Source organism: Kribbia dieselivorans NBRC 106261 (assembly GCF_001552435.1).
Lineage (GTDB): Bacteria > Actinomycetota > Actinomycetes > Actinomycetales > Dermatophilaceae > Kribbia > Kribbia dieselivorans.
The window spans coordinates 1-11311 of the sequence record NZ_BCRE01000173.1; the positions used below are offsets into that span (position 1 = coordinate 1).

Sequence of the window (11311 nt, forward strand, 5' to 3'; positions counted from 1 at the left end):
GCCCCCGCTGCGGCTCCCGCCCCCAGCCATGCCGCCCCCAAGGAGAGCGCTGACGTGACCGAGACCGTTGACGAGGTGGTCACGCTCCGCGGCGCTGCCGGCCGAGTGGTGACCAACATGGAGGCCTCCCTGGAGGTGCCGACGGCGACGTCCGTGCGGGCGATCCCGGCCAAGCTCCTGATCGACAACCGCATCGTCGTCAACAACCACCTCAAGCGCACCCGCGGCGGCAAGGTCTCGTTCACCCACATCGTCGGCTATGCCCTGGTCAAGGCGCTCGCCCAGATGCCGGAGATGAACGTCAACTTCGGCGAGGACGAGAAGGGCAAGCCCGCCCTGATCAAGGTGCACCACGTCAACCTCGGTCTGGCCATCGACATCCAGAAGCCGGACGGGTCGCGTCAACTCCTCGTGCCGGTCATCAAGGCCGCCGAGGAGATGACGTTCTTCCAGTTCTGGCGCGCCTACGAGGACCTCGTCGAGAAGGCCCGCACCGGCAAGCTCACGGTCGCCGACTTCCAGGGCGCAACCGTCTCACTGACGAACCCCGGCGGCATCGGCACCGTCCACTCCGTGCCTCGCCTCATGAGGGGCCAGGGCGCCATCATCGGTGTCGGCGCCCTCGACTACCCCGCCGAATGGCAGGGCGCGTCGGTGGAGACGGTCAACAAGAACGCCGTCTCGAAGATCCTCACGCTGACCTCGACGTACGACCACCGCATCATCCAGGGCGCCCAGTCCGGTGAGTTCCTGCGCGTCGTCCACCAGCTGCTGCTCGGTGAGCAGGGCTTCTACGACGACGTCTTCTCGTCGCTTCGCCTGCCGTACGAGCCGGTGCGCTGGGTGCGCGACATCGCCGCCTCCCACGAGGACGACATCTCCAAGACCTCGCGTGTCCAGGAGCTCATCCACTCCTACCGGGTGCGCGGCCACCTGATGGCCGACACCGACCCCTTGGAGTACGTGCAGCGCTACCACGAGGACCTCGACGTCACCCACCACGGCCTGACCCTGTGGGACCTCGACCGCACCTTCGCCACCGGCGGGTTCGGCGGAGTGCCGTTCCTCAAGTTGCGCGACATCCTCGGCATCCTGCGTGACTCCTACTGCCGCACCACCGGTGTGGAGTACATGCACATCCAGGACCCCGACCAGCGCGAGTGGCTGCAGGAACGCCTCGAGATCAAGGCCCAGCACCCCACCCGCGAGGAGCAGTTGCGCATCCTGCGGCGCCTGAACGCCGCTGAGGCCTTCGAGACCTTCCTGCAGACCAAGTTCGTCGGCCAGAAGCGCTTCTCCCTCGAGGGTGGCGAATCGGTCATCGCGATGCTCGACAAGGTCCTCTCCCGCGCGGCCGAGGACGACATGGAGGAGGTCTGCATCGGCATGCCCCACCGCGGGCGCCTCAACGTGCTGGCCAACATCGCCGGCAAGTCGTACGGGCAGATCTTCCGCGAGTTCGAGGGCCAGGCCGATCCGCGCTCCGTCCAGGGCTCGGGTGACGTGAAGTACCACCTCGGCACCGAGGGCGAGTTCGTCGCGGAGGACGGATCGACCACCAAGGTCTACCTCGCCGCCAACCCCTCCCACCTCGAAGCGGTCAACCCGGTGCTCGAGGGCATCGTGCGCGCCAAGCAGGACCGCCTCAACCTGGCCGGCGAGGCGTTCACCGTCCTGCCGATCCTGCTGCACGGCGACGCCGCGTTCGCCGGCCAGGGTGTGGTCGCCGAGACGCTGCAACAGTCCCAGCTGCGCGGCTACCGCACCGGCGGCACCGTGCACATCGTCATCAACAACCAGGTCGGCTTCACCACCTCGCCGTCCTCGTCGCGGTCGTCGGAGTACTCCACCGACGTGGCCCGGATGATCCAGGCGCCGATCTTCCACGTCAACGGCGACGACCCCGAGGCCGTCGTCCGCGTGGCCGACCTCGCCTACGACTTCCGCCAGAAGTTCCACAAGGACGTCGTCATCGACATGGTCTGCTACCGCCGTCGCGGCCACAACGAGGGCGACGACCCGTCGATGACCCAGCCGTTGATGTACGAGCTCATCGAGGCCAAGCGCTCGGTCCGTCAGCTGTACACCGAGGCGCTCGTCGGCCGTGGTGACATCACCACCGAGGACGCGACCGCTGCGCTGCGCGACTACCAGAGCCAGTTGGAGCGGGTGTTCGTCGAGACCAAGGCCGCGCTCAAGGCCGGCAGCACCAACGGTGACTCGCCGCAGTTCGTCGGCACCGACGTCGCCGGCCACGCCGGTCTCGAGCCGCCGACCGCCCAGAGCTACGACGCTCCGCGCCACTCGGCGTCCGACACGGCGATCTCGAACGACGACCTCGTCCACATCGGTCGCGCGTTCATCGACTACCCGGCCGGGTTCGAGGTGCACCCCAAGCTTCGCCAGGCCATGGAGAAGCGCGCCGCCTCCGTCACCCAGGGCGGCATCGACTGGGGCACGGCCGAACTGGTCGCCTTCGGGTCGCTGCTCAAGGAGGGCACGCCGGTGCGCCTCGCCGGTCAGGACTCGCGCCGCGGCACATTCGTCCAGCGCCACGCGGTCCTCATCGACCACGAGACGGGCGAGGAGTGGACCCCGCTGCTCTACCTCGGCGGTGGCCAGGCCCGGTTCTGGGTGTACGACTCGCTGCTGTCCGAGTACGCCGCGATGGGCTTCGAGTACGGATACTCCGTCGAGCGCTCCGACGCGCTCGTGCTCTGGGAGGCCCAGTTCGGTGACTTCGCCAACGGCGCGGCCACGATCATCGACGAGTTCATCTCGTCGTCCGAGCAGAAGTGGGGCCAGCGCTCCTCCGTCGTGCTGCTCCTGCCGCACGGCTATGAGGGCCAGGGCCCGGACCACTCCTCGGCGCGCATCGAGCGATTCCTGACACAGTGCGCCGAGAACAACATGACCGTGGCGTACCCGTCGACCCCGGCGAACTACTTCCACCTCCTGCGTCGCCAGGCCTACAGCCGCCCGCGCCGCCCGCTGATCGTCTTCACGCCGAAGTCGATGCTGCGCCTCAAGGCCGCCGCCAGCGCGCCGGAGGACTTCACCACCATGCAGTACCAGCGCGTCATCGGCGATGACGGCATCACCGACACCGACGCCGTCACCCGGGTGCTGCTGGCCTCCGGCAAGGTCATCTACGACCTGCTCGCCGAGCGGGCCAAGCGCAACGACACCGCCACGGCCATCCTCCGCATCGAGCAGCTGTACCCGCTGCCCGCCGAGGACCTCGCCCGCGAGCTGGCCAAGTACCCGAACGCCGAGGTCGTGCACGTGCAGGAGGAACCGCGCAACATGGGTGCCTGGCCGTTCCTGGCGCTCAACCTGCCGGCCGATCTGGCCGCGCACGGCGAGACCCGCCCGTTGGCCGGCGTGGCACGCGACGCCTCGGCCTCCCCGGCGGCCGGATCGTCGAAGAAGCACGCCGTCGAGCAGGCGGACCTCATGGCCCGCGCGTTCGACCGCTGAGCAGCCCGGGCGGAACTGGGGTGTACTTCACGGATCGCGGCATCGAGGAGTTGGCGAGTCGGCGCGGGGACGAGGAGGTCAGTCTCGACTGGCTGGCCGAGCAGTTGCGCACCTTCGTCGACCTCAACCCGGAGTTCGAGATCCCGGTGGAGCGGTTGGCCTCATGGCTCGCTCGCCTGGACGATGAGGACGACGAGTGAGCGAGGCCTCGGCACCGGAGTTCGCGCCGACCGAGCCGGCCTTCCACGTGGCCGCTGAGGGTCCGCGCGACATCGGCATCGTCGTCGTCGGCGACTCCCTCGTCGCCGGCGTCGGCGACCCCAAGGGCCAGGGGTGGGTGACCCGCGTCATCGGGCGCAGCCAGATCCCCGGTGCCGTGCTGCGGGCGTACAACCTCGGCATCGAAGGTGACTCCAGCGGAGACGTGTTGCACCGGTGGGAGGCCGAGGCCACCCCGCGGTGGCGCACGGTCAGCGAGAAGCGACTCGTCATCTCCGTGGGCACCAACGACGTCGTGCAGGGCATCAGCCTGGCCCGCCAGCGGCTCAACCTCGCGAACATCCTCGACGACTGCACCGGCCGGGGGATCGCGACCTTCGTCGTCGGGCCTCCCCCGCCGGCCGATCTGCGTCTGCGCGAGCAGGTCAAGGTCGTCGCCGATGCCCAACTGGACGTGTGTGACCGTCGCCTGGTGCCGTATGTCGACACGTTCACCCCGCTGGTGGGACACGAGCAGTGGGAGTCCGACGTCGCCTCCGGTGACGGGATCCACCCCGGCTCGGCCGGCTACGGCCTGATGGCCTGGCTGGTGCTCCACCACGGTTGGGACCGATGGCTCGAGGCCACCCCCGTCGCCTAGCCGGCTCCGAGCTCCGTCGAGAGAACACATCGAGAGAACACGCCGAGGGAACGATTCGGGCGACCCAACGTCACGTTGGGTCGCCCGAATCGTTCCCTCGGCGTGGGGGGTGCCTCAGCCTCGGTTCGCGTGCGCCACGACCGCGGCGGCGACCGCCTCGGCGATGCCCGGCTCGAACGGCCCCGGCACGATCCGCTCGGGGCTGGGGTCGGTGACCAGATCGGCGATGGCCTGCGCGGCCGCGAGCTTCATCTGCTCGGTGATCTGGACTCCGCCGGCGTCGAGCGCGCCGCGGAAGATGCCCGGGAAGGCGAGCACGTTGTTGATCTGGTTCGGGTAGTCCGACCGGCCGGTGGCGACGATCGCGGCGTACTTGTGGGCGATGTCGGGGTGGATCTCGGGGGTCGGATTGGCCATGGCGAAGATGAAGCAGCCCGGCGCCATCGTCGCGACCTGCTCCTCGGGAACGCTGCCGCCGGACAGGCCCAGGAAGCAGTCGGCGCCGTTGAGCGCATCACCGAGCGTGCCGCTGATCCCCCGCGGGTTGGTCGTGCGGGCCAGTGCTGCCTTGTGCGGCACGAGGTCGGCGCGGCTCTGGCCGATGATGCCGCGCGAGTCGCAGACGATGACGTCGCGCAGCCCGGCGCGCTGCAGCAACTGGGTCACCGCGACCCCGGCCGCGCCGGCGCCGGAGACGACGACCTTGAGGTCGGCGAGGTCGCGGCCGGTGACGCGGCAGGCGTTGATCATGCCGGCCAGGGCGACGATGGCGGTGCCGTGCTGGTCGTCGTGGAAGATCGGGATCGAGAGGCGCTCCTTGAGGCGACGCTCGATGTCGAAGCAGCGCGGGGCGGAGATGTCCTCGAGGTTGATTCCCCCGAAACTCGGCGCCATGCGCACGATCGTCTCGACGAGTTCGTCGGTGGACCCGGACTCCAGCGTGATCGGGATCGCGTCGACGCCACCGAAGTGCTTGAACAGGACGGCCTTGCCCTCCATGACCGGCATCGCCCCCAGCGGGCCGATGTCGCCCAGGCCGAGCACGGCGGTGCCGTCGGAGATCACCGCGACGGTGTTCTTGCGCAGCGTGTACCGCTTGGACAGTTCATCGTTGTCGGCCACCGCCAGGCACACGTCGGCGACACCGGGGGTGTACAGCAGCGACAGGTCGGTCGCGTCACGCAGTGGCTTGGTCGCCTGTACCTCCATCTTGCCGCCCTCGTGCGCCACGAACTGGGGGGCAGTCGGGTCGAAGGAGAAGGGCTGCGTGGACGAGGACATGACAAACCACCTTGGAATGAAACAGGCAGGCGACGCGCGCCGCGGACGACCTTGACGGAGAAGCCACGGGGTGTGGGCCTGACGAACGAGGCGGCGGTGGGCCGCGGTGCACATCCTCCCACAGCCGCCCGCGACGAGGCACCTCCGGTGAGCGTGTCCGGGCGGGCGGGATGGCAGGATGCGGGCGTGGTCAATCTGCGCTCCGCCCTACGCCGCTGGTGGCCGGAGCGCGGTGGCGCCGGTCACGACGCTCCGCACCGCCGTCGCGAGGTGCCGCGCCCGGGCCTGGTCCGCGTCCGGGGGGTCTCGATGGAGCCCACGCTGCATGACGGAGACCTGCTGCTGGTGCTCTGGGGGGCCCGCCCCCGGGTGGGTGGTCTGGTCGTCTGCGAGCTGCCCCGCGACGACGACGGCGTGGCCCGACCGCTGTCGGTCAAACGCCTCACCGGCACCGACCCCGCCGACGCGACGCGCTGGTGGGTCGAGCGCGACAACCCCACCGTCGGCGTCGACTCGTGGCTCGTCGGCTCGCTCGAGGCGACGGCGCTCCGCGCTGCGGTGCTGACGAGGCTCCCGAAACTCACGAGACTTCCGATGCGCCCCGGTGGCGGTTCGAGGTAATACGCGTCGGATTCCCGCCGGGCAATACCTCGAACCGTGGAGGTGACGGCCCTGCTAATGCAAAGATGTTGCAGGAGTGCGGAATCTGAAGCCGAATACACCCCCCAACCCTCGCCACGATGGACCCATGGCGATAGGTTGAGAACTCACCCGACCCACAGGAGAGGACCCACCATGCGTCTGTTCCGCATCACCGAGGTCAGCGCCCACTGCGACCTGCCCTGCGGCGTGTACGACCCCGCCCAGGCCCGTATCGAGGCCCAGTCGATCAAGGCCGTCATCGAGAAGGTCGCCGCGAACGACGACGCCGACTTCCGCACCCGCGCCATCATCATCAAGGAGCAGCGCTCCCAGCTGGTCAAGGAGCACCTGTGGGTGCTGTGGACCGACTACTTCAAGCCGCCGCACTTCGAGAAGTACCCCGAGCTGCACACCCTCATCAACGAGGCCACCAAGCTCGCCGGCACCGCCGGCACCAAGGGCACCTTCGACCTCGCGAAGGCCGACGAGCTGCTCGCCAAGATCGACGAGATCGACCGGATCTTCAAGGAGACCAAGCAGGGCTGAGCCCGCGCTGCACGTCGGCGAAGGGTCGTCACCGATTCGGTGGCGGCCCTTCGCTGTGCCACAATGAGTCGTTCGTCGATGTGTGAGGAGTCACCATGAGCAAGCGCGCCCGCAAGCGCCGCTCGCGCAAGGGCAAGGCCGCCAACCACGGCCGCAAGCCCAACGCCTGAGCCACTGAAACATGCCGGAAGGCGCCGATCCCATGATCGGCGCCTTCCTGTCTGTGTGCTCGGTTTCCTGGGGCGACTCACTCGTAGGAGACGCGGATGTGGGTGATGCGCTCCATGATCGTCAACCGCAGCGCCTCGGGCGCCTCCTCACACTGGCAGGAGCGTCGCACGAGGGCCTTGAGGGCACGGTCGAGATCGTGCTGGGCCAGGCAGGGCGCGCACTCCTCGATGTGCGCGGCGATGCGGTGGGTGTCGGCGGGGGTCATCTCGCCGTCGAGGTACTCATAGATCCGGAGCATCGTGTCGGAGCAGTTGGCCGTCGGTGTGTCGTCGTCGCGGGCCGGGAGGGCACTCACTTCTCCTCCTCCTTCACCGGCACGCCGCGCTCGCGGGCGTAGTCCGTCAGCAGGCCACGCAGTTGGCGTCGACCGCGGTGCAGACGAGACATGACGGTGCCGATCGGGGTCTCCATGATCGCCGCGATCTCCTTGTAGGCGAACCCCTCCACATCGGCCAGGTAGACGGCCATCCGAAACTCCTCGGGCAACTCCTGCAGCGCGCGCTTGACCTCGGAGTCCGGCATCCGATCCAGGGCCTCCATCTCGGCCGAACGCAGGCCGGTGGAGGTGTGTGACTCGGCGCGGTGCAACTGGTAGTCCTCGACCTGACCGGCGTCGGACTGTTTCGGTTCGCGCTGCTTCTTGCGGTACGTGTTGATGTACGTGTTCGTCAGGATCCGGTACATCCAGGCCTTGAGATTCGTGCCCGGCTTGTACTGGTGGAAGGCGGCAAAGGCCTTGGCGTAGGTCTCCTGAACGAGGTCCTCGGCGTCCGTGGGGTTGCGCGTGGTGCGCAACGCCGCCGAGTACAACTGGTCGAGCAGGGGCATGGCCTCGCGCTCGAAGCGCGCGCGTCGCTGCTCGTCGGTCTCGGTCGCCGGGTCCACCGTGGCATCATCCACGACCACGGAGCCCGGGGTGCTCTCATCAGTCATTGCGCTCCACCCTATCCGGGGGTCAAGCGTGGACGTCTGCTGCATGACCAGCAAATGGGTGCTCCTTCCGGCCTGGATCGGCAGTACAGGAGATGGAACGCCAACCGTCCGCGGCTCATTCCCACCAGGGCGGGGTCATCCCTCACGGCACGGGGCATCACCGATGGCTAGGGTCGACCCATGCTGGAACTACGCCACCTGACCCGCCGGTACGGCGACCACCTCGCCGTTGACGACGTCACCTTCTCGGTTCCGGCCGGGCAGATGGTGGGCTTCGTCGGTGGCAACGGAGCCGGCAAGACGACGACGATGCGCATGATCATGGGGGTCCTCGCGCCGACCTCCGGAGAGGTCCGGTGGGCGGGCCGACCCGCCACGGCCGCCGATCGCGCCCGGTTCGGATACATGCCCGAGGAGCGCGGTCTCTACCCCAAACAGCCGATACTCGACCAACTCGTCTATCTGGGCCGGCTGCGCGGCCTGAGCACCACGTCGGCCCGCGAGCGCGCCACCGAGCTGCTCACCCGGTTCGGACTGGGCGACCGGTTGCGGGCCACGGTCGAGACCCTGTCGTTGGGCAACCAGCAGCGCGGGCAGATCATCGCCTCCGTGCTCGGCGATCCGGTGTTCCTCGTGCTCGACGAGCCGTTCAGCGGCCTCGACCCGGCTGCCGTCGACGCCATGACCGCACTGCTGCGCGAGTACACGGCGGCCGGGGTGCCCGTGCTCTTCTCCTCCCACCAGCTCGACCTCGTCGACCGGCTGTGCGACTCGCTCGTCGTGTTGCACCAGGGCAAGGTCGTGGCGGCCGGCACCTCCGACGACCTGCGCCGCGACGCTCCGCTGCGGTACCGCCTGGCGATGGCCACGGACACCACCTGGGTGGACGAGCAGCCGGGCATCACCATCCTGCAGCGAACGCCCGGCACCGTCGTGCTGCAGCCGACCGACGTCGCCACGGCGCAACGACTCCTCGTCGATGCGGTCGCGCGCGGAACGGTGCAGGAGTACGCGCGGCTCGTCCCCACCCTGGCCGACGTCTACCGAGAGGTCACCACGGCATGAGCACGTCACCCACCCCGGCGTGGCAACTCGTCACGCGCCGCGAGATCAGCACCCGGTTGACCGACCGCAACTTCGTCATCGGCACGGGTCTGACGCTCGTGCTGCTCATCGGTGCCATGCTGCTGCCGGCCCTGATGGGCGGCGATGCGGCGCACTACCGCGTGGCCGTCACCGAGGCCGCCGGTCAGCGGATCGTGCAGCAGACCGAGGGCGCATTCGAGGCGACACCCAACCCGCTGGGTTCGAACGAGCCTCCGACGATCGAGGCGAACCGGGTCCCCGACCGGGCCGCGGCCGAGGCCACCGTGCGCAGCGGTGACGCCGATGCTGCCCTGGTGCTCAGCGGACGGGAGTGGCAACTGCTCACGGACGGGGCACCCGAGCCGGAGCTGGCCACCGCGCTGACGCAGACCGTGCAGCAGGCCATGCTCGCTCGGAATGCCGCAGCCGCCGGGGTGACCCTGGCCGAGCTCTCCTCCGGCACGCAGGTGGCAGGCGTCGATCTCGCGGCCGCGGCCGGGGCGAGCACGCGCGACCCGATCGTGACGTTCTTCCTCGGGTTCGTGCTGGCGATGCTCTTCTACATGGCGGCGCTCATGTTCGGGCAGCAGATCTCGACGTCGGTGGTCGAGGAGAAGCAGTCGCGACTCGTGGAGGTGCTGGCCGCGATGATCCCCCTGCGTCACCTGTTGGCCGGCAAGGTGCTCGGGAACACGCTCATCGCGTTCGGGCAGATCCTGCTCATCAGTGTCGTGGCCATCGTCGGGCTGCGCTTCACCACCCTGTCGATCGATCTCACCGGCCTGACCACGGCGCTCCTGTGGTACGTCGCGTTCTTCGTCGTCGGGTTCCTGGCGCTGGCCAGCCTGTACGCCGTCGCGGGGGCACTCGCCTCACGCAACGAGGACCTGGCGGCCACGACCATGCCGATGACGATCGCCCTGGTCATCGTGCTCATCGTCGGCCTGCAGGCGACCGGAACGCTGCAGCAGGTGCTGTCGTTCCTGCCGATCGCCTCGACGGTCGTCATGCCGCTGCGCATCCTCGATGGCGACTACGCACTGTGGGAGCCGATCGTGGCGCTCCTGCTCGTGCTGACGTTCTGCGCGGTGGCCGTGTGGCTCGGGGCCCGCCTCTATGAACGCGCCGTCATGCACACCACGGGCACGCTGACGTGGCGTCAGGCCCTGCGATTGACGGAGGAGTGAGGGGCGCGTGGGCGGGGCATGTCGCGTGGGGGTGGCACGTCGGTCAGGCCGAGTCCGCGCCCTGGTCGTCGGGTTGGTCGCCGCGGCCCTGGTGATCTCCGGGTGCGGCGACGCTGAAGAGCGCCGGTGGACGATCGACGACGCCCGGGCCGCGCTGGACTCACCCGGCGCCACTGTGCTGGTGCTCGGCGACTCGACGGGCGACTCGATCCCGTTCCCCGAATGGGTCACCCGGTGGAGCACCGCGAACGGGCTGAACTCGGCGACCTGGGACATGCGCGGCGAGACCGGGTACGGCCCGGCCGCCCAGCCCGACCAGCCCGTGTGGGTGTGGAACGCCTCGATGTCCGGGTCGCGTGCGGACTACCCGCTGGCGCACTGGGACGCGATCTGGCCGACACCGATACCCGATCTCGTCCTGCTCAGCTACGGGCACAACTACACCCTCGACCCCGAGCAGATCGAGCCGCAGTTCGATGCGCTGCAGGCGCGTCTGGCCGCCGGCGCCCCGCAGGCCCCGATCGTCGTCATCCTGCAACAGCCCCAGCGCGGTGACGCGAACGTCGCCAACCGTGAGCGCGTGGCAGCCTGGGCCGCGGAGCGCGGTCTGCCGACGATCGACATCGCCGCGGCGTTTCGGGCCTCCGGGCAACCGGAGGGGGTGTTGCTGGCCGACGATGTCCACCCGAGCGAGGTCGGGTCTGAAGTGTGGGCGGACGCGGTCACGGCTGCCCTGCAGTGATCAGCGAGTTGCAGTGATCAGCGGGTTGCAGTGATCAGCGGGCAGGACTGATCACAGCGTTTCCAGAAACCGCGCCGCCGCCCGCACGACGGCGGGACCGGCGGTCGGGGCGAAGCCGTGCGGCCCCGGCACGGCACTGACCAGGCGGGCCCGTCCGCGACCGAGTGCCTGCTTCACCTCGGCCGGTGCGCCGAACGCATCGGTCTCACCCTGGATGACGTGCACCGGCAGGCCGGCCTCGACCGGAGCGAGCAGTTCGGGTGCCCGGGACTTCTCCGGTTTCCCCGGCGGGTGGAGCGGGAACGCGAGTGCCAGCACGGCGTC

Annotated in this window: 13 protein-coding genes; 9 read left to right on the top strand and 4 right to left on the bottom strand. The window is 69.2% G+C overall.

Annotated features, from left to right (window positions below; genetic code table 11):
* The 3 genes from KD1_RS13260 to KD1_RS13270 all read left to right on the top strand — a co-directional run.
* On the top strand, positions 1-3480 hold a 3480-nt coding region (locus KD1_RS13260; protein ID WP_068402687.1), incomplete at its 5' end, for a multifunctional oxoglutarate decarboxylase/oxoglutarate dehydrogenase thiamine pyrophosphate-binding subunit/dihydrolipoyllysine-residue succinyltransferase subunit.
* Between the two features lie 20 nt (positions 3481-3500).
* Positions 3501-3680 (top strand): DUF6104 family protein, encoded by a 180-nt coding sequence (locus tag KD1_RS13265; protein WP_068402669.1) that lies wholly within the window; start codon positions 3501-3503, stop codon positions 3678-3680.
* On the top strand, positions 3677-4339 hold the full coding sequence (locus KD1_RS13270; protein ID WP_068402671.1) for a GDSL-type esterase/lipase family protein: 663 nt from the start codon (positions 3677-3679) through the stop codon (positions 4337-4339). The genes KD1_RS13265 and KD1_RS13270 overlap by 4 nt, the downstream gene beginning before the upstream one ends.
* A 114-nt stretch (positions 4340-4453) precedes the next feature.
* On the opposite strand, the gene KD1_RS13275 is transcribed toward KD1_RS13270, so the two are convergent.
* Complete coding sequence (locus KD1_RS13275; protein ID WP_068402673.1) at positions 4454-5620, bottom strand: NAD(P)-dependent malic enzyme; 1167 nt, start codon at positions 5618-5620, stop codon at positions 4454-4456.
* Between the two features lie 186 nt (positions 5621-5806).
* On the opposite strand from KD1_RS13275, the gene KD1_RS13280 reads away from it, so the two are divergent.
* The 3 genes from KD1_RS13280 to KD1_RS17685 all read left to right on the top strand — a co-directional run bounded on the left by KD1_RS13280 (position 5807) and on the right by KD1_RS17685 (position 6978).
* Complete coding sequence (locus KD1_RS13280) at positions 5807-6241, top strand: S24/S26 family peptidase (protein WP_245627411.1); 435 nt, start codon at positions 5807-5809, stop codon at positions 6239-6241.
* A 174-nt stretch (positions 6242-6415) separates the two neighbouring features.
* Positions 6416-6808, top strand: a complete 393-nt coding sequence (sodN, locus tag KD1_RS13285) for a superoxide dismutase, Ni (protein WP_068402675.1) — start codon at positions 6416-6418, stop codon at positions 6806-6808.
* Positions 6809-6903: 95 nt separating this feature from the next.
* Positions 6904-6978, top strand: a complete 75-nt coding sequence (locus KD1_RS17685; protein WP_370670760.1) for a 50S ribosomal protein bL37 — start codon at positions 6904-6906, stop codon at positions 6976-6978.
* A gap of 77 nt (positions 6979-7055) precedes the next feature.
* On the opposite strand, the gene rsrA is transcribed toward KD1_RS17685, so the two are convergent.
* Together rsrA and KD1_RS13295 are read right to left on the bottom strand one after the other, a co-directional pair.
* Positions 7056-7334, bottom strand: a complete 279-nt coding sequence (rsrA, locus tag KD1_RS13290) for a mycothiol system anti-sigma-R factor (protein WP_245627412.1) — start codon at positions 7332-7334, stop codon at positions 7056-7058.
* Complete coding sequence (locus KD1_RS13295; RefSeq protein WP_068402678.1) at positions 7331-7972, bottom strand: sigma-70 family RNA polymerase sigma factor; 642 nt, start codon at positions 7970-7972, stop codon at positions 7331-7333. The genes rsrA and KD1_RS13295 overlap by 4 nt, the downstream gene beginning before the upstream one ends.
* Before the next feature lie 180 nt (positions 7973-8152).
* Here KD1_RS13295 and KD1_RS13300 point away from each other — a divergent pair, with 180 nt between their 5' ends.
* The 3 genes from KD1_RS13300 to KD1_RS13310 are packed head-to-tail and all read left to right on the top strand — an operon-like array spanning position 8153 to position 10987.
* Entirely contained in the window at positions 8153-9037 is an 885-nt protein-coding gene (locus KD1_RS13300) for an ABC transporter ATP-binding protein (RefSeq protein WP_068402680.1), read from the top strand.
* Positions 9034-10245: an ABC transporter permease gene (locus KD1_RS13305; RefSeq protein ID WP_068402682.1), complete on the top strand. Its 1212-nt coding sequence runs from the start codon at positions 9034-9036 to the stop codon at positions 10243-10245. The genes KD1_RS13300 and KD1_RS13305 overlap by 4 nt, the downstream gene beginning before the upstream one ends.
* Positions 10246-10276: 31 nt before the next feature.
* On the top strand, positions 10277-10987 hold the full coding sequence (locus KD1_RS13310; RefSeq protein WP_169795400.1) for an SGNH/GDSL hydrolase family protein: 711 nt from the start codon (positions 10277-10279) through the stop codon (positions 10985-10987).
* A gap of 51 nt (positions 10988-11038) precedes the next feature.
* On the opposite strand, the gene KD1_RS13315 is transcribed toward KD1_RS13310, so the two are convergent.
* Positions 11039-11311, bottom strand: a 273-nt coding sequence (locus KD1_RS13315) for an alpha/beta family hydrolase (protein WP_370670759.1), incomplete at its 5' end; no start/stop codon positions are given.